The sequence below is a fragment of the Citreicoccus inhibens genome (genome assembly GCF_019039035.1).
Taxonomy (GTDB): Bacteria; Myxococcota; Myxococcia; order Myxococcales; family Myxococcaceae; genus Citreicoccus; species Citreicoccus inhibens.
This window is the reverse complement of record NZ_JAHNZT010000001.1, coordinates 168,614-186,799: the sequence shown is the minus strand read 5'-3', so window position 1 is coordinate 186,799 and position 18,186 is coordinate 168,614. Positions and strand designations below refer to the sequence as shown.

Below are 18,186 nucleotides of genomic sequence, written 5' to 3'. Positions count from 1 at the left end.
TGAGGAAGTGGTCGCTGATGTACCGGGCGGGGGCGCGAGGGAGGGAGTAACAAAACCGGCGGGCTTCCCAACCTCGGAGGGCTGGTCGAGGATGCGCGGCATGGATGGCGTCATCACCGAGGCGGCACGGGCGCTGCGGGCGGGAGACCCGCTGGGTGCCCTCAAGCGCGTGGCCCTGCGTGAGGACGCGGAGGCGCTCGCGCTGCGGGGCGTGGCGATGGCGCAGTTGGGGGACTTCTCCAAGGCGAGCCAGCTGTTGCGCCGAGCGTCGCGTGCGTACGGCTCGCGGGAGGTGCTGGCGCGGGCGCGCTGTGCGCTGGCCGAGGCGGAGGTGGCGCTCGCGGCGCGGGAGCTGAAGGGCCCGGACCGCGCGCTGGCCGCCGCGCTGCGCACGTTCACGGAGCTCGGCGACGCGGACAACGCGCGCTACGCCCGATTGCTCCAGGCACGGCGGGCGCTGCTGCTGGGGCGAATCGACGAGGCCGCGCGGACGCTCGACGCGCTGGAGTCTCATGGTGCCTCGGCGATGGCCGTGGCGGTGGCGGGCCTGCTGGAGTTCGAAGTGGCGCTGCGCCAGGGCTCGGTGTCGAGCGCACGCCGGGCCTTGGACCGAGGCCGGGCCGCCGCGACGCGCGCCCGCATCCCCGCGCTCCGGGCGGAGTTCGAGCACGCCGAGCGAGTCCTGGTGATGCCCGCCGCGCGGCTCCTGGAGAAGGGCAGCGCCCGGCCGCTGGGCTTGCAGGATGTGGAGGCGGTGCTCGCCTCGGGGCAGTTCGTGGTGGACGGGTGTCGGCGTCTCGTGCGTCAGGGGCAGGACACGGTGGTGCTGGCTTCGCGGCCGGTGTTGTTCGAGTTGCTCCGCGCCTTGGCGGAGGCGTGGCCGGGTGGGGCGGGGCGAGACGTGTTGATTGCGAATGCCTTCGGGGTGAAGACCGCGAACGCCACGCATCGAGCCCGGCTGCGAGTCGAGCTGGGGCGGTTGCGCACGTTGTTGCGAAGTCTCGCGGAGGTTCGCGCGACGCCCGAGGGATTCAGTCTGTCATTGAAGGGGGCACAGGAGGTGCGGCTCCTCGCGCCGCCCGTGGAGGGTCCGGACGCGGCGGTGTTGGCGTTGCTGGCGGACGGAGAGCACTGGTCGACCTCTGCGCTCGCGCTCGCGCTGGGGGCAAGCCAGCGGACCGTTCAGCGCTCCCTGGCGACGCTGGAGGACTCGGGCCGGGTGCATCGCCTGGGCCGTGGACGAGCGTTGCGTTGGGGCGCACCCCCGGTCACTGACTTCACGCCCCTGCTTCTGTTGCCGGCACTGCCCTGAGCGTGGGGCCCTGGCGTGTTGGATTCGTACAAGACGGGTGGGCTGGCCGTGGACACAGTGTGGCGCATGCTGCGCACCCTGCTGCTGTGCTGCTTCCTCCTGATGCCTGCGTGTGCCACGCCTCGAATCGAAAGGACCTCCGCTGTGACGACCGACCCCAAGGCCGCCGCGCGGCATTTCTACGCGAGGCTCGAGATGGCCATCCACACGGACAATGTCGCGCTGCTCGATGATCTCATGCTTCCGGACGTCGTCGACCACAACCCCGACCCCAACATGAAGCCCGGGCGCGCTGGTCGCCCCATCTCCTACTCCGTCATCGACATCCTGCGGTTCACACCCGACGGCAGGCTCATCGAGCGTTGGGGGCTCGTGGACGACGCCACCCTGAGGCAACAGCTCAGTGCTGGGCCCGCCACATCCCCTTGAGCGCGACAGGTCCTTTCTCTGGCACGCACTTTGGAATAGGGGCGCCGTTCCCGTCTCGGTGTCACCGGTACGTGGTCCAGTGGAAAACCTGTCAGTCCTCTTTGCTATGGGCGCATCTAGACCCCTGCTCTCAGGGGCTCGATTCTGAAGGGAACTGGCGATGCGGCACTGTGGGGTGGCAGTGCTCTTGTTGCTCTCGGGCTGTGCAGATGGGAGCGGCTATGTGCGACAAGGGATGGGCCAGTGGTTTGGTCGAGACGCGAATGGAGCTGTCTGGGTTCGTGGTCCATGGCCAGAGATTCAGTCGTCCGCGGACGTAGATGACGTCATTGATCAGCTGTGTCCGGCCATCATGAAGCTTCCCAATGCAATGGATGGTGATTGGGGGCAGGAGTACTGCGGGGCCCTCTATTCACTGGGCGACGGTATCTACCACGCAAGCTACGGCTCCCCTTTGGGTCCGACGGTCTTGGTGGGCGCATCGAAACGCAAGCAGTGCAGCCCTCCGCGAACCGTGGTCGACCCGCGTGGGCGGGCGATGCCCCTTGGCGATTTCCACAGTCATCCCTGGGCGCCCTCGGAGATGTCATCCGAGGACCGGCGGAAGGAGCTCCAGCGGTTCGTCATTCGGATCCAGTTCGATACGTCGTGTCGCGTCCTGAAGCTGATTCCGTATGTCAATGAGCCGAGGCCCGGAGAGGTGTACGTCCGTGATGGACGGAGATGGGTCCTGATTGGCCATATTCGGAACGAAGACAAGGCGAGTGGGCGTATAACGTCCGTCGATGACCGATAGGCTTCGAGGTCGCATGATGACCCGTGCTGCGCTGCTGTGGCTCGTTCTGCTGTCCGGGTGCTCGCTCTTCCGTGGCGCGCCTCGGCCTGTTCACGCTCCTGATGCAGAGGCCGCGAAGGTTCAGTTTCCGCGTGACCTTCCGAAAGAAGGAGTCGTGGAGGTGGCCGGTCCGATGGCCGCGGCCATCGCACTCGCCATGGAGGATTTCCGGCCGCTCGGCACGAAGCCTCACGCAGGGGCCACTCCACTCGAGCAGTGTCTGTATCGCCGAGAGGCGTTCGATGTGGCCGCATCGCCCGGACCCGAGGGCATCGTCTACGTTCAGTTCTCGTTCAGTCCGAGCCACTGTGCCGAGCATGAGCGAGACATCGTCCTGGATATGGGCGCCACCTACGCAGTGGATGTCCGGACGTGGCGCATCCTGGCCATCCAGAAATAGGGTCGCTGGAAATCGCGCCAACTTTGTTACTTCCTCTGTTGGCACGGCTCGGTTAGATGGCGTCGAGGAGCACTGACATGGACAAGCCCCGCGACGACGAGGACACGCAGCCCGCCGAGCTCCTTCGCGAGTACGGCCCCTTTCCTGGGACCGTCGCTGTTCACGGCGTCACTCACGACGGTGAACAGGTCTGGTTCGCCAGCGGTGAGTCCCTTCACTCCATGGACCCGGTGACGGGCAAGCTGGAGCGCTCCTTCTCCGTTCCGTGTGACGCTGGCACCGCGTTCGATGGCGAGCACCTCTTCCAACTCGGTGAGGGCTGCATCCGCAAGCTCGATCCCAAGACGGGCCGTGTCCTCAAGACCCTGCCTGCTCCGGGACAGACGAACGCCTCGGGCCTCGCGTGGGCGGAGGGCTCGCTGTGGATGGGCCAGTACCGCAGTCGCACCATCCTTCAGGTGGATCCAGAGACGGGCGCCGTCCTGCGCACCATCCAGTCGAATCGCTTCGTCACCGGCGTGACCTGGGTGGAGGGCGAGCTGTGGCACGGCACCTGGGAAGACGGCGCCAGTGAGATTCGCCGAATCGATCCCGCCGATGGTCGCGTGCTCACCCGCTTGTCCATGCCCGAGGGCAAGAATGTCTCGGGGCTCGAATCCGACGGCCGGGACACCTTCTACGCCGGCGGCGGAGCGAGCGGAATGGTGCGCGCCGTCAAGCGCCCCTCGCGTTCTCGCCGCTAGTCTCCGTTCGAGCCCGCCGCGTCCGCAGGCCGAGGCGGACGGCGTCATCCGCACGCTGACGACGTGCCGCTATCAGCCCGCCCTGGTTGACGGAAGAACGGTGCCCGTGCGCAATGCGTTCGACATCGGGTTCAGCCATGAGCCCGGGGGGCCGGCGACGCGGAGCGGCAGTTCGCCAGCGCGGACAAACCCGGCGAGCGCGCGGACGGCTCCAGCCAGCGCGCCTGTATCCTCTGCGCGAGCGTCTGGAGGCGTGGTGGGCGAGGGCGTCCCCCCACCGCCTCGGCACGAGAGGCTGGAATCTGACGAGGGGTGAGATGACGGATTCGGAGAGGCGGTACGACTCGACGCGGTACTTCATCGTCGGCAACCGCACGGTGAAGTGGGTGCCGCTCGAGGACGGGGGCCTACAGATCCTCAAGCTGGACTGGGCCACGGGCCTGTTCATCCCCGGGGTGGACTCCATGCCCAAGTGCATGTTTGCAGACGACTCCGAGCGTGTGAGCGAGGACGAGTTCATCCAGCAGACCGAGGCCATGCGCCGGGAGCACTTCACCGGCGACAACGCGGTCTTCGCGCTCTACGGGCTCCTGGACACAATCGAAGCGACGGCCAAGGCCGAGGGCCGGCCCTTGACGGAGCAGGAGCGGGCCATCGTCATCCTCACCCAGCGCAAGACGCACGCGATGTTCGAGAGCGTCTGTTGCCTGGGCGAGAACTACACCAAGAAGAAGCCGGACTGAGCCTTCGCCCAGGGCCTGGGCCGCGGTGATTCCCACGCCCAAGCGCACCCGGCGCCCGCGCCGATGGACGGGCCCTGCGCTCGAAGCGCGGCCCGCCCATCATTGCGTGGGCGAGTGTTCAATCCCAGCATCTGCTCAATCCCATGTCTCAGCCTGGCGCGGATGGCTGAGCACTCGAGTGTTCCCGCTGCTCGCTGTCCAGGGCCCGCGCCGAGGGGCCAAGGAGGACCGGTCCAGGATGAGCGCCCAGGTGCTGCCGCGACACAGGGGGCATTTCGATCGCGCCTCTCGAGCTCGCGCCTCCGTCCTCTCTCCAGTCCGTGGATGGATGCGCCATCGGCTGGGGCTTCAGACCTTGCTCGGCGCCGGAGTGGGGGCCCTCCTCGGCGTGCTCTTGGTGAGCCCTCCTGCTCCGGTGGCGCGGGTGCTGCGCGGAGTGGCCTGGCAGACGACCGCTCCCGAAGCGCGGCAGATGCTCTCCACCGTGCTGGGCATCGCGCTGACCTCGCTGAGCATCGTCCTCTCCCTGTCGATGGTCGTGGTGCAGAGCGCCGCGGGGCAGTACTCCCCTCGGCTCTTGCGCCACTTCGTGCACGGCGTCGGATTTCGCTGGGTCATCCCGGTCTTCGTCGCCACCAGCGTCTTCTGTCTGGTGGCTGCGCATATGTTCGGCTTCATCACGCCCGAGGCGCGCGCACCCCGTCCGGCCCTCGCCGTGGCCCTGCTGCTGCTCCTCGTCTGTGAGGTCGCGCTCATCGCGCATGTGCTCCACATGCTCCAGCTCATGCGCGTGGAGAACCTGACCCGGCTCGTGCGCAAGGACACGCTGGAGGTCGCCCGGACGCTCGACGTTCTGCGCGCGGGGGACGTGGAGCCTCCGCCGCCCGTCCGCCCGCGCCCACGCGAGGCGTGGTCCCTGCGAAGCCCGCGCGACGGCTTCATCGCCACCGTCGATGCGCAGGCGCTCCTGGCCGTGGCCGAGTCACACCGGCTGGGAGTCCACCTGGAGCGCGCCGTGGGTGAGCCGGTGGTGCAAGGCGAAGAGCTGGGCTGGGTCGAAGAGGAGGGGCCGCCCGCGCGGCGAGGCGCGATGGTGTCGGCGTTGCTCCGAGCCATCCGGTTGGACCTCTGGCGCGATGGTGACATGGACATCGCCCTGGGCGTGCGTCAGTTGGTGGACGTGGCCGTCAGGGCGTTGTCCCCGGGCATCAACGATCCGTACACCGCGGTCGAAGCGGTGGATCAGCTGACGTTCCTCCTGTGCTCATTGAGTCAGGTGAGGCTGGGGCGCCGAGTGCTGGCGGACTCGGCGGGAGTCTCTCGGGTCTTCTTGCAGGGGCTCTCCTTGGGAGACTACCGGGTGTTGGTCACCGACCAGACGCTTCGCTACGGCGCCACCGAACCCGCCGTGGTGTTGCGGCTGCTCCGAATGGTGGCGGCGATGGGACATCACGCGCGAGAGGCCGTGGATCGGGAAGCGGCTCCAGAGGCGTTGCGGTCCATCCTCGCTGCCGCCGAGGAGGCAAGCCCCGGTGCGCGCTGGCTGCCGCTCTTGCGCCAGCATGCGCAAGCACTGTTGAGCGCGCTCCAGGGGGCGCCCTGGCCTCCCCTCCCAGTCATCGGGTTCTGAGCGTCAGCCCGCGCGCTTGAGCTTGCGAGCGTGCCGGGCGAAGCACACTTTCGCGCCGGTGCTCGGGGCGGGAGCTGTGCCGGGAGGGGACTGTGGAGCGCGTTGACCTGCTCGTGCGCCTGCTCGTCGCGGGCGGCGCGGGCATCGTCCTGGGGTTGCCGTATCGGACGCGGCCCGGCGGTGTCCGGACCCATTACCTCGTGACGTTGGGCGCCGCGCTGTTCTGTTCCGCGGGCGCCAACGTGGTGGGACCCAAGGCCCAGGAGACGCTGCGCATCATCCAAGGCGTCGCGTCTGGCATTGGCTTCGTGGGGGCCGCCAGTGTGCTCAAGCGAGGAAGCGCCATCTTCGGCATCACCACGGCGGCCTCCATCTGGATCGCTGCGGCGGTGGGCTGCGAGGCCGTGCTGGGCAGCCCTTTGCTCGCGGGCCTCGTGGCCGTGGTCATCGCGGTGTCGAACCTGCTGTTGAGCCTGCTGGAGCGGCACGTGTTCCATCGACGGAGGGTCATGCTCGAGCTCTCGGATGAGCCCTCCAACCCGAGGCCCCCCCGTCAAGACTGACGGGAGGCGACCGCGAGACGCGGTGCCTCCCGAGAGACCGCTCGCGTCGAGTCTCAGGCGTGGCTCTGCTGGAGCCGGTGCAGCGCCTGCTCAATCTCCTGCGCGAGGTTCATCACCTGATCCCCCACCTCGGTCTTCCCTGCCTTCTTCGTCTCCTTCATCTTCTCCTTCACCTGCTCCTTGATGGGGCCAATGCTCAGGCTGCCCGGAGCCTGGCTGGGGACGTAGTCAAGGAGGGTTTGGGCGAACTTCTTCACCAGGGCCTGCGCGGGCACGAAGAGGAACATCCGCTCGCCATACCAGCGCGTGTAGAGCCCCGAGTAGAGCGCCTCCTCGAACGGATCCGAGCGCAGGTTGATGAGGTAGGGCCAGGACGGGTTGAAGCGCTTGCCGCTGAACCACATGTCCGGTCCGTGGCCATCCTGGTAGCTGAAGATGACCTTCCAGTCGTCGTAGCGCACGGCGGCGATGCTGCCGCTGTCGAGCACGTAGACGAACTCGTGCCGCTTCCCAGGGCCTTGGCCTGACAGCAGCTCGCGCTGGTCGTAGCCGTCCAGGTGGACGCGGAAGGTCTTGGTGCCCACCTTGAAGCCCTGCTTGCACTTCTCCACCAGGTCCGTGGGGCCGCCCGCCGCGGCGACCAGGGTGGGCATCCAGTCCTCATGCGCGAAGATGTCATTGATGACCGTGCCCGGCGGGATGACGCCCGGCCAGCGCGCGACGCACGGCACGCGGACGCCGCCTTCCCAGGTGGAGCCCTTCTCGCCTCGGAAGGGCGCGTTGCCGCCATCGGGCCAGCCCATCTTCTCCACGCCGTTGTCGGTGGAGAACACGACGAGGGTGTTGTCCGCGATGCCCAGTTCATCCAGCTTCTTGAGCAGCAGGCCGACCTGGTCATCCAGCTCCGTCATCGCGTCCGCGTAGAGCCCCTTGCCTGTCTTGTTGCGGTACTTCTCCTGCAAGAACGTCCACACGTGGGTGCGGGTGGAGTTGTGCCAGAGGAAGAAGGGCTTGCCGTCCTGGACCGCTCGCTCCATGAAGGACAGCGACGAGGCGACGAACTCCTCGTCCACCGTCTCCATGCGCTTCGTGGTGAGTGGCCCGGTGTCCTCGACCTTCTGGCGGCCCACGCGCCCCCAGCGGTGCTCCTCGGTCGGATCATCCCGGTCGGTCGCCCAGGTGTGGAGGACGCCGCGCGGGCCGAAGCGGTCCTTGAACGCGGGGTCCTTGGGGTAGTCCGGGCACTCGGGTTCGTTCTCCGCGTTGAGGTGGTAGAGGTTCCCGTGGAACTCGTCGAAGCCGTGGACGGTGGGCAGGTATCGGTTCGAGTCGCCGAGGTGGTTCTTGCCGAACTGCCCGCACGCGTAGCCCAGCGGTTTGAGCATCTCCGCGATGGTGGGGTCCGAATCCTGGAGTCCGTAGTCCGCGCCCGGCATGCCGATGGTGGTCAGCCCCGTGCGCAGTGGGTTCATGCCCGTGATGAACGCGGCGCGCCCCGCGGTGCAGCTCTGTTGTCCATAGCAGTCCGTCATCAGCGCGCCTTCGCGGGCGATGCGGTCGATGTTGGGTGTCCGGTAGCCCATCATCCCCTGGTTGTAGGCGCTGATGTTCCACAGGCCGATGTCGTCCCCCCAGATGACGAGGATGTTGGGCTTGCGCCCCGCCTGCTTGGTGGAGTGACCATTGCCATTCGTCTTGGGCTTGCCGTTGCCTGACATTGCGCGCGCTCCGATGGCTCGAGGAGAGGATCTCCGTCCCCGGAAGGGTGGGCGGAGGTGTGGCCCGAGACGAGCCGTCCTCCAGGGAGGGATGCGGCTTCGTCGCTGTCTGCCCTCCGCTTGGCGGCGGGTGCGTCCGTGGGCCTCAACGCGCGAGCACGTCCGCCAGACTCCGGGGGGAGTACCCAGCGAGCCGGACGCACGTTCGCGTCAGGTGTGCCTGGTCCGCGAAGCCCGCGCTCGCGGCGGTGTCCGCCAGATGTCCTGGGCGGAGCATGGGCAGGGAGCGCAGCAGCCGACGCCACAGCAACCAGCGCCGCAGCGAGAGGCCCACCTGGGCATGGAACAGCTCGGACACGTGACCCGGTGAGAGGCGCAGGCCGTGCGCAAGCTCGGGCAGTGACGGGGCCTGTGTGTCCTCCAGGGTCTCCAGGAGTCGTGCGATGCGCCCGTCCGCGACTCGCGCGGGGCCGGTGGGAAAGAGTCGGGCCGCGAGCGCCTCGGCCCTTCGCGGCGTGTCACCGGTGGGATGGGCCGCGAGGCTCACCGCGTCCGCGAGGACCGTGGGCGCGGTGAGGGCGAAGGGGTGGGCCGGAAGCGGAGCCTGGACCGTGGCGCGGTGGCGATCCGCGTCCAGCACCACGCTGAGCAGGGGCCCCGGGCATCGCGTGACGTGCGACACGTCTCGGGGCACGACGACGATGCGCCCGCGCGTGGTCCCCTCGGCGTGCCGCACCGTCACGTCATCCTCCAAGCCCACGAGGAGGGCGGTGCCCCACTGGCGGTGAGGCGCGGTCAGGGTTCGCGGAGCGCCGAGCACGAAGACGCCAGTGTGGGGGGCGAGCAGGAAGAACGGCGCGAGGTCCATGCATCCGAAGAGCGTTCAAGCCCCGGCGGGCCTGAAAACGTCACCCTGAAGGCTCATTTCTTCGGGAGTCTTCATGGCGACACGCTGTGCCTCATTCTCCGCGGCCGTCCTGGCCTTCGCCGTCTCATTGCTCGCCTGTCACGATGCGAGTCCGGGCAACGAGGGGCCTGCTTGTGACCCCACGCGCCTGCGCGCGTCCCTCCAGCAGGCGATGCAGGAGGTCCAGGCCGCGAACCCAGGCAACCCGGGCTGGTTGCTCGCCGCCCGAATCCCAGCGGCGGGACTGGAGTTGGAGGAGGCCGTGCAGGCTCCGGGGCTGGAGCCGCTGAGTCCTCGCGCGCCGTTCCGCATCGCCAGCGTGACGAAGACGTTCATGGCCGCCGCCATCCTGCGGCTCGTCGAGAAAGGCGAGGTGTCGCTGGACGAGACCGTGGCGGTGGCGGTCCCCGCGCCCTATCCCGAGCTGCTGCGCTCAGGAGGTTATTGGCCCGAGCGCATGACGGTGGCGCAGTTGCTCACGCACACGAGCGGGCTGTTCGACTATGCCCAGAGCGACGACTACCTCGCGACGGTCTTCGAGTCTCCCTCGCATGTCTGGACTCGGGAGGAGCAGGTGCGGTTCGCCATGGCGCATGGCGCTCCGATGGGCGAGCCCGGCGCGGCGTATGTCTATTCGGACACGGGCTATCTCTTGTTGGGCGCGTTGCTGGAATCGAGGACAGGCGTGGGGCTTGCCCAGGCCTATCGAAGCCTGCTCGGGTTCGAGCGACTGGGGCTCCAGTCAACCTGGCTCGAAACACTGGAGCTTGCGCCGCCCGGCGTGGCGGGCTTCGCGTCGCAGGCCTACGACGGGCTGCCGCTCTCGAGCATCCACGCCTCGGCGGATCTCTTCGGCGGTGGAGGGCTGGTGTCCACTGCGCCGGACCTCGCGCGTTGGTTCCAGGCGCTGTTCGCGGGGCAGGTGTTCGAGCGAGCATCGACGCTCGACACCCTGCTTCACGTGCCCGCCACGAACGAGGCCGACGGCGCCGCCATGGGCATCTTCCGGGTGCCGCGCACCAGCGGTGGGCCGTGCTGGCTGCATGAGGGCTTCTGGGGAGCGGTGGTGATGACGTGTCCCGAACTGAAGCTCACCGTGGCGGTGACCCCCCTGGATGTCTCGCACCAGGGAGACGGCGGCCCGGCGCTGCTCCGCGCCGCCGTGCAGGCCGCGGCCTCCTGTCTCTCTCCGCGGTGACGGGCACCATCAGTTCGCGTGGGCGAACCCCATGGGCAGGTCTGGATTCTCGACGACCGCGTCGAGCAGGCGGAGCAGGTCTGTGCGCAGGCGCTCGCCGGTGCTCGGGTCGAACAGGTCCGTGTTGAACTCGAGCACGCCGCCAAATCCCTCGGGGGCCTCCTGGAGCGAGAGGGTGACCTCATAGGCGGAGGACTCGCGGCTCGCCACGATGGGGGTCAGCGTGAGCCCCGGCAACTCCAACGGGGCGCCCGGGGCGTTCTGGAGCACGAACATCGCCTGGAACACGGGGCTGCGATTCGCGGGCGGGACCACGCCGAGCGCCTCGACCACCTTCTCGAAGGGGACCTCCTGGTGGGCATAGCCTCCCAAGGTCTCCTCGCGCACGCGCTTCAGCAGCTCGCGGAAGGTGGGCGTGCCCGCGAGGCTCACGCGCAGGGCGAGGCCATTGACGAACATTCCGATGAGCGACTCCAGCTCGGGATGCAAGCGATTGGCGATGGGCGAGCCGATGACCACCTCGGGCTGCCCCGCGGTCCGCGCCAGCACGGCGCCGAAGAGCGCGAGGAGCGCCATGAACGGCGTCACCTGCTCCCGCTGGCAGAGCGCGTTCAGGGCATCGCTGCGTTCGCGGCCCAGATAGACCTCGCGGTACGTGCCCGCGAAGGTGCGCTCGGCGGGACGCGGGCGGTCGGTCGGCAGGTCGAGCACGAAGGGCGCGCCCGCCAGCGCCTGCTTCCAGTAGTCGAGCCGGTGGGCCAGCTCCGCGTCCGTCAGCCAGCCGCGTTGCCACACCGCGTAGTCGGGATACTGGATGTCGAGCGCAGGCAGCGAGGGCTCTCGGCCCTCGGCGAGCGCGCCGTACAGCGCGCCCAGTTCTCGGAAGAGCACGCCCACGGACCAGCCATCGGACGCGATGTGGTGCACGTTGAGGACGAGCAGGTGCTCGGTGTCGCCCATGCGCAAGAGGGACGCACGCACGAGCGGATCCCGAGTCAGGTCGAACGGGCGCTGCGCGGCTTCCTGCATGAAGCGCCTGGCCTCGGCCTCGCGGTCGCGGTGTCCGCTGAGGTCCAGCTCCTGCCACGTGAAGCGAGCCTCGGGGTGGATCCACTGCACCGGTCGCCCGTCGCGCTCACCGAACATGGCGCGCAGGGATTCATGCCGCAGGACGAGCGCCTGGAATGCGCCTCGGAGCGCGCGCGGATCCACGCGCCCGCGCAGGTGCAGCACATCGGGCATGTTGTACGCGGCGGACTCGGGCTGTCGTTGCTGGAAGCGCCACAGCCGCTCTTGCGAGAAGGACAACGCGATGGGGCCTCCGCGCGCGGTGCGAACGAGCGGCGGGAGGGGGCGCGTGGACTCGGGGGGCTTCGCGTCGCTCAGGTGCTTCGCCATCTCGGCCACGGTGGGGCCCAGGAACAAGGTCCGCAATGACAGCTCAACGCCGAACTCCGCTCGGATGCGAGAGACGAGCTGGGTGGCGAGGAGGGAGTGGCCGCCGAGGTGGAAGAAGTTGTCGAGGGGGCTGACGGAGGGGAGTTCGAGGAGGGAGGCCCAGAGTCGGCAGAGGGCGACTTCGAGAGGGGAGCGAGGGGCGAGAGGAGAGGAGAGGGAGGAGGAGTCAGGGTTGGGGAGCGCGCGCTTGTCGAGTTTGCCGTTGGGAGTGAGGGGGAGGGAGGGGAGGAGGGAGAAGGAGGAGGGGACCATGTGCTCGGGGAGGCGCTCGAGGAGGAAGGAGCGCAAGTCCGAGTGGGAAGGGGAGGAGAGGCGAGGGACGAGGTAGGCGATGAGCTTCCTGTCGCCGGCGAAGTCGCGAGCAATGACAGCGCATTCCTTGACGAGAGGGTGGAGGCGGAGGCGCTCCTCGATTTCGCCGAGTTCGACGCGGAAGCCGCGAATCTTCACCTGGTGGTCAATGCGGCCGAGGTACTCGACGAGGCCGTTGGGGAGGAAGCGAGCGAGGTCTCCAGTTTTGTAGAGGCGCTGGCCCGGGAGGGAAGAGAAGGGGTGGGGGCGCCAGGTGAGTGCGGTGAGCTCCGGGCGGTTGAAGTAGCCGCGGCCGAGCCGCTCACCGGAGATGAAGAGTTCCCCCGGGACGCCAATGGGGCAGGGGTTGAAGTGGGAGTCGAGGATGAAGACAGGCCCATGGGGGAGAGGAGGGCCAATGGGGACGGGGAGTCCGAGGGGAGGGGGAGAGGGGATGAGGTGAGCGGTGGAGAAGACAGTGCACTCGGTGGGGCCGTAGCCGTTGAGGAGGCGGCGAGGAGGGCCGTGGCGGAAGACTTCGCGAAGTGCGAGCGGGTCGGCGGCCTCGCCTCCGAAGACGAGGGTGTGGAGGGAAGAGAAGGCGGAGGGGGCCTCGCGAGAGAGGAGAGTGAGGACGGCGGTGGTGACGAACATGACGGAGATGCGCGCGTCATGGACTTGAGAGGCGAAGGCGAGGGGCTCCCTGGCGGGGTTGGCGGAGATGCCGACGAGGTGAGCGCCGTGGAGGAGTGCGCCCCAGATTTCGAAGGAGGAAGGGTCGAAGGAGATGTTGGAGGCCTGGGCGACCCTGTCGGAGGGGGAGAAGGGGAAGGAGAGGACGTTGAAGAAGAGGGCGCAGAGTCCACGGTGGGAGATGGAGCTGCCCTTGGGGTTGCCGGTGGAGCCGGAGGTGTAGATGACGTAGGCGAGGTTGTCGGGGGAGGAGGAGGGGGGAGGGGGAGAGGAGGGGAGAGAAGAGAAGAGGGAGGGGTGGAAGAGGAGGGTGGAGCCGGGGAAGGGAGGGAGGGAGGGGAGCAAGTCCTCGTGAGCGAGGAGGACGGATACGCGGGCGTCCTCGAGCATGAAGGCGAGTCGTTGGCGCGGGTAGGAAGGGTCGAGTGGGAGGTAGGCGCCGCCGGCCTTGAGGATGGCGAGGAGGCAGATGAGGAGGTCGGTGGAGCGGTGGAGGCAGAGGGCGACGAGGACTTCGGGGCCGACGCCGAGGGAGCGCAGGTGGTGAGCGAGTTGGTTGGAGCGCTCGTCGAGCTGGCGGTAGGAGAGGGAGGAGTCGGCGTAGGAGACGGCGGGGGAGTCAGGGGAGAGGGAGGCTTGGAGGGAGAAGAGGTGGTGGACGCAGGAGTCGCGTGGGAAGTCGGAGGGGGGCGGGGCGAAGTCGACGAGGAGTTGGTGGCGCTCTTCCGAGGTGAGGAGGGGGAGGGAGCGCAGGGGCAGGAGAGGCTGGGCGACGGCGGCGTGGAGGAGGACGCGCAGGTGTCCCGCCATGCGGTGGATGCGCTCGGAGTCGAAGAGGTCGGTGTCGAACTCGAAGGTGCCACGGAGCCCCGAGTCCGAGCGCGCCATGAACAAGATGAGGTCGCACTTCGACGTGCCCGTGCTCATCTCCCAGGGTTCAGCGGTGGCCTCCAATTGCAGACGTGACGACGGGTCGGGTGCCAGCGTGGGCGCGTTCTGCAACACGAACATGACCTGGAACAGCGGCGCGTAGCTGAGGCTCCGTTCCGGTCGCAGGACCTCGACGAGCTTCTCGAAGGGCAGCTCCTGGTGAGCGAAGGCCCCCAGGGTCACTTCGCGCACGCGCGCCAGGAGGCCCACGAAGCTCGGGTCGCCCGACAGGTCCGTGCGCAGCACGAGCGTGTTGACGAACAACCCGACCAATCCCTCCAGCTCCGGGCGCGAGCGGTGGGCGACCGGCGCGCCGACGACGATGTCCTCTCGGCCGGAGTAGCGCTGAAGGAGCGCGGTGAAGCCCGCGAGCAAGGTCATGAACAGCGTCACGCCTTCTCGGCGGCACAGCTCGTCCACGGCCTGCGACAGCTCCGGCGGAAGGTGGAAGGAGTAGGTCGCCCCCTTGAAGCGATGGATGGGCGGGCGCGGGCGATCTGCTGGCAGGTCAAGGACCTCGGGTGCCCCAGCCAGTTGCTTGCGCCAGTACGTCAGCAGCCGCTCCACGGCCGCGCTGCGCAGCAGGCCCTGCTGTGAACTCGCGAAGTCGACGTATTGAACTGGCAAGGCCGGGAGCGGTGAGGGCTGGCCCACGGCGAAAGCGTCATACAGCGTGCGCAGTTCGCGCAGGAGCACACCCAGGGACCAACCATCCGAGACGATGTGATGCATCGTCAGGAGGAGCAGGTGTTCCTGTTCCCCCAGGCGCAGCAGCAGGCCGTGCATGAGCGGCCCCTGCGTCAAATCGAAGGGGCGCGCGGACTCCTCCACGGAGCGTCGTTCCACCAGCTCCGCGCGCTCGGTCTCGGAGAGGGTGCGCAAATCTTGAACTTCGAGCGCGAAGGGGCGCGCGTCCCCAATCCGTTGCACCGGCCGCGAGTCGACGGAGTGATAGGTGGCGCCCAGCACCTCGTGTCGCTTCACCAGCTCCTGAAGGCTGCGCTCCAACACGCGGACGTCGAGCGCGGAGGTGATGCGATACGAGATGGGAATCTTGTACGCGAGGTTCCCGGCTTGGAGTTGCTCCAAGAACCAGAGCCGCTCCTGCGCGAAGGACATGGGCAGGTCGCCGCCGCGCGGAATGCGCGCCAGCGTGATGCCCTGTTCGGTTGAGCCCGCGAGGCGAGCCGCCTCGATGGCCTGCGCCTGCGCCTCCACCGTGGGGGCATCGAAGATGCGCCGCAACGGGAGCTGCACCTGAAAGGTCTCTCGGATGCGAGAGACGAGCTGGGTGGCGAGGAGGGAGTGGCCGCCGAGGTGGAAGAAGTTGTCGAGGGGGCTGACGGAGGGGAGTTCGAGGAGGGAGGCCCAGAGTCGGCAGAGGGCGACTTCGAGAGGGGAGCGAGGGGCGAGAGGAGAGGAGAGGGAGGAGGAGTCAGGGTTGGGGAGCGCGCGCTTGTCGAGTTTGCCGTTGGGAGTGAGGGGGAGGGAGGGGAGGAGGGAGAAGGAGGAGGGGACCATGTGCTCGGGGAGGCGCTCGAGGAGGAAGGAGCGCAAGTCCGAGTGGGAAGGGGAGGAGAGGCGAGGGACGAGGTAGGCGATGAGCTTCCTGTCGCCGGCGAAGTCGCGAGCAATGACAGCGCATTCCTTGACGAGAGGGTGGAGGCGGAGGCGCTCCTCGATTTCGCCGAGTTCGACGCGGAAGCCGCGAATCTTCACCTGGTGGTCAATGCGGCCGAGGTACTCGACGAGGCCGTTGGGGAGGAAGCGAGCGAGGTCTCCAGTTTTGTAGAGGCGCTGGCCCGGGAGGGAAGAGAAGGGGTGGGGGCGCCAGGTGAGTGCGGTGAGCTCCGGGCGGTTGAAGTAGCCGCGGCCGAGCCGCTCACCGGAGATGAAGAGTTCCCCCGGGACGCCAATGGGGCAGGGGTTGAAGTGGGAGTCGAGGATGAAGACAGGCCCATGGGGGAGAGGAGGGCCAATGGGGACGGGGAGTCCGAGGGGAGGGGGAGAGGGGATGAGGTGAGCGGTGGAGAAGACAGTGCACTCGGTGGGGCCGTAGCCGTTGAGGAGGCGGCGAGGAGGGCCGTGGCGGAAGACTTCGCGAAGTGCGAGCGGGTCGGCGGCCTCGCCTCCGAAGACGAGGGTGTGGAGGGAAGAGAAGGCGGAGGGGGCCTCGCGAGAGAGGAGAGTGAGGACGGCGGTGGTGACGAACATGACGGAGATGCGCGCGTCATGGACTTGAGAGGCGAAGGCGAGGGGCTCCCTGGCGGGGTTGGCGGAGATGCCGACGAGGTGAGCGCCGTGGAGGAGTGCGCCCCAGATTTCGAAGGAGGAAGGGTCGAAGGAGATGTTGGAGGCCTGGGCGACCCTGTCGGAGGGGGAGAAGGGGAAGGAGAGGACGTTGAAGAAGAGGGCGCAGAGTCCACGGTGGGAGATGGAGCTGCCCTTGGGGTTGCCGGTGGAGCCGGAGGTGTAGATGACGTAGGCGAGGTTGTCGGGGGAGGAGGAGGGGGGAGGGGGAGAGGAGGGGAGAGAAGAGAAGAGGGAGGGGTGGAAGAGGAGGGTGGAGCCGGGGAAGGGAGGGAGGGAGGGGAGCAAGTCCTCGTGAGCGAGGAGGACGGAGACGCGGGCGTCCTCGAGCAGGAAGGCGAGGCGTTGGCGCGGGTAGGAAGGGTCGAGTGGGAGGTAGGCGCCGCCGGCCTTGAGGATGGCGAGGAGGCAGATGAGGAGGTCGGTGGAGCGGTGGAGGCAGAGGGCGACGAGGACTTCGGGGCCGACGCCGAGGGAGCGCAGGTGGTGAGCGAGTTGGTTGGAGCGCTCGTCGAGCTGGCGGTAGGAGAGGGAGGAGTCGGCGTAGGAGACGGCGGGGGAGTCAGGGGAGAGGGAGGCTTGGAGGGAGAAGAGGTGGTGGACGCAGGAGTCGCGTGGGAAGTCGGAGGGGGGCGGGGCGAAGTCGACGAGGAGTTGGTGGCGCTCTTCCGAGGTGAGGAGGGGGAGGGAGCGCAGGGGCAGGAGAGGCTGGGCGACGGCGGCGTGGAGGAGGACGCGCAGGTGTCCTGCCATGCGGTGGATGCGCTCGGAGTCGAAGAGGTCGGTGTCGAACTCGAAGGTGCCACGGAGCCCCGAGTCCGAGCGCGCCATGAACAAGATGAGGTCGCAGGCCACGGTGCCTCGCGGACGCGGCGCTCCCTCGACTGGCTCCGCGGACTCCTCCATCGCGAACATCACTTGGAACAGCGGTGCGTGACTGAGATTGCGCTCGGGTTGGAGGACCGCGACGAGCGTCTCGAAGGGCAGCGTTTGATGGGCCACCGCACCTTGGAGGCTGTCTTGGACTCGGCGCGCGAAGTCGACGAAGCGTGGGTTGCCCTCGGACTCCATGCGCAAGGCGAGCGTGTTGGTGAGGGGGCCCACCAGGTGCTCGAACTCGGGCCGTGAGCGGTGGCTCACCGGCGTCCCGAGGATGAAGTCCTCCTTGCCGGTGTAGCGGTGCAGGAGCGTGGCGAAGCTTGCGAGGAGCAGCGCGGACAGGGAGAGGCCCGACTCGGTCGCGCTCGCGTCCAGCGCCGCGGTGAGTTCCGCGGACAGCGTGAAGTCGTGGGTGCCCCGACTCAAGCCCTGGACGCTGGCGCGCGGGCGATCCGCCGGAAGGTCCAACACCGGCATGCTTCCGGCCAATCGCTGACGCCAGTAGGCGACCTGGGCGTCACGTCCTTCTCCCTGCGCCTGTTCCTGTTCCCAGCGCACGAACGCGCTGTAGGCCGGAGCAGGGGGCACGGAGGCGACGCGACCGTGGGTGAAGGCCGCGTGGAGCGCGCGCAACTCGCGCAGGAGCAGGCGCGCCGTTCCGTCATCGGCCACCATCCGATGCAGCGTGAGAAGCAGCCGATGGGTCTGCTCTCCCAGCCGCAACAGCGTCCCTCGCACGAGTGGCCCTGCCTCGAGGTCGAACGGCCGCTGCGCCTCGGCCCGGGTGAGCCGTTCCGCCTCGGCGTCGCGGTCCGCGAGGTGGCGCAAGTCGATGACGCCCAGCGCGAAGGGGCGGGTGGGCCCGATGCGACGATGCGGCTCGCCGTCGAGGGCGACGAACGTCGTGCGCAGGGCCTCATGCCGCTCCAACAAGACATCCAGCGCGCGCTCCAACGCCGGAAGGTCCAGCGGGCCCGACATGTCCCAGACACCGGGCAGGTGATGAAAGGCGTGGCTGGAATCGAGCTGGGTCAACAACCACAGACGCCGCTGCGCGAGGGACGCGGGCCGGATGTCGGCCGCGTCGAGCGTCGATGGGACACGGACTGCCTCTGCGTCGCCGCGGAGGGGAGTGGGCGTCATCGTC

General features: G+C 68.3%; 11 protein-coding genes. 8 read left to right on the top strand and 3 right to left on the bottom strand.

Annotated elements, in window-relative coordinates:
* Positions 1 to 100: 100 nt before the first annotated feature.
* The 7 genes from KRR26_RS00705 (at position 101) to KRR26_RS00675 (ending at position 6,655) form a co-directional block, all read left to right on the top strand.
* Complete coding sequence (locus KRR26_RS00705) at positions 101 to 1,312, top strand: helix-turn-helix domain-containing protein (protein ID WP_217078884.1); 1,212 nt, start codon at positions 101 to 103, stop codon at positions 1,310 to 1,312.
* 15 nt (positions 1,313 to 1,327) lie between these two features.
* Entirely contained in the window at positions 1,328 to 1,741 is a 414-nt protein-coding gene (locus tag KRR26_RS00700) for an ester cyclase (RefSeq protein ID WP_217078883.1), read from the top strand.
* Positions 1,742 to 2,697: 956 nt separating this feature from the next.
* A complete protein-coding gene (locus KRR26_RS00695; RefSeq protein WP_236068167.1) occupies positions 2,698 to 2,976 on the top strand; it encodes a hypothetical protein in 279 nt (92 codons plus the stop codon).
* Between the two features lie 77 nt (positions 2,977 to 3,053).
* Complete coding sequence (locus KRR26_RS00690; RefSeq protein WP_217078882.1) at positions 3,054 to 3,719, top strand: Vgb family protein; 666 nt, start codon at positions 3,054 to 3,056, stop codon at positions 3,717 to 3,719.
* Positions 3,720 to 4,036: 317 nt separating this feature from the next.
* Positions 4,037 to 4,462 carry a hypothetical protein gene (locus KRR26_RS00685; RefSeq protein WP_217078881.1) on the top strand — a complete coding sequence of 142 codons (426 nt, stop codon included), beginning with the start codon at positions 4,037 to 4,039 and terminating at the stop codon, positions 4,460 to 4,462.
* 328 nt (positions 4,463 to 4,790) lie between these two features.
* Positions 4,791 to 6,092 (top strand): DUF2254 domain-containing protein, encoded by a 1,302-nt coding sequence (locus KRR26_RS00680; protein ID WP_233576834.1) that lies wholly within the window; start codon positions 4,791 to 4,793, stop codon positions 6,090 to 6,092.
* 92 nt (positions 6,093 to 6,184) lie between these two features.
* Complete coding sequence (locus tag KRR26_RS00675) at positions 6,185 to 6,655, top strand: MgtC/SapB family protein (RefSeq protein ID WP_158611441.1); 471 nt, start codon at positions 6,185 to 6,187, stop codon at positions 6,653 to 6,655.
* A gap of 53 nt (positions 6,656 to 6,708) precedes the next feature.
* Here KRR26_RS00675 and KRR26_RS00670 read toward each other — a convergent pair whose 3' ends face one another.
* Together KRR26_RS00670 and KRR26_RS00665 are read right to left on the bottom strand one after the other, a co-directional pair.
* Complete coding sequence (locus KRR26_RS00670; protein ID WP_120205352.1) at positions 6,709 to 8,373, bottom strand: arylsulfatase; 1,665 nt, start codon at positions 8,371 to 8,373, stop codon at positions 6,709 to 6,711.
* 145 nt (positions 8,374 to 8,518) lie between these two features.
* Entirely contained in the window at positions 8,519 to 9,241 is a 723-nt protein-coding gene (locus KRR26_RS00665; protein ID WP_217078880.1) for a helix-turn-helix domain-containing protein, read from the bottom strand.
* A 73-nt stretch (positions 9,242 to 9,314) separates the two neighbouring features.
* On the opposite strand from KRR26_RS00665, the gene KRR26_RS00660 reads away from it, so the two are divergent.
* The gene (locus KRR26_RS00660; RefSeq protein WP_217078879.1) at positions 9,315 to 10,478 is read left to right on the top strand and encodes a serine hydrolase domain-containing protein; all 1,164 of its coding nucleotides are present in this window, start codon (positions 9,315 to 9,317) and stop codon (positions 10,476 to 10,478) included.
* 9 nt (positions 10,479 to 10,487) lie between these two features.
* On the opposite strand, the gene KRR26_RS37325 is transcribed toward KRR26_RS00660, so the two are convergent.
* A complete protein-coding gene (locus KRR26_RS37325) occupies positions 10,488 to 18,182 on the bottom strand; it encodes an amino acid adenylation domain-containing protein (protein WP_217078878.1) in 7,695 nt (2,564 codons plus the stop codon).
* Positions 18,183 to 18,186 lie beyond the last annotated feature (4 nt).

What these genes read in the sequence shown, in the direction of transcription:
- KRR26_RS00705 (WP_217078884.1), top strand. Translation starts at nt 101, where the DNA reads ATGGATGGCGTCATCACCGAGGCGGCACGGGCGCTGCGGGCGGGAGAC.
- KRR26_RS00690 (WP_217078882.1), top strand. Translation starts at nt 3,054, where the DNA reads ATGGACAAGCCCCGCGACGACGAGGACACGCAGCCCGCCGAGCTCCTT.
- KRR26_RS00685 (WP_217078881.1), top strand. Translation starts at nt 4,037, where the DNA reads ATGACGGATTCGGAGAGGCGGTACGACTCGACGCGGTACTTCATCGTC.
- KRR26_RS00680 (WP_233576834.1), top strand. Translation starts at nt 4,791, where the DNA reads ATGCGCCATCGGCTGGGGCTTCAGACCTTGCTCGGCGCCGGAGTGGGG.
- KRR26_RS00670 (WP_120205352.1), bottom strand. Translation starts at nt 8,373, where the DNA reads ATGTCAGGCAACGGCAAGCCCAAGACGAATGGCAATGGTCACTCCACC.
- KRR26_RS00665 (WP_217078880.1), bottom strand. Translation starts at nt 9,241, where the DNA reads ATGGACCTCGCGCCGTTCTTCCTGCTCGCCCCCCACACTGGCGTCTTC.
- KRR26_RS00660 (WP_217078879.1), top strand. Translation starts at nt 9,315, where the DNA reads ATGGCGACACGCTGTGCCTCATTCTCCGCGGCCGTCCTGGCCTTCGCC.
- KRR26_RS37325 (WP_217078878.1), bottom strand. Translation starts at nt 18,182, where the DNA reads ATGACGCCCACTCCCCTCCGCGGCGACGCAGAGGCAGTCCGTGTCCCA.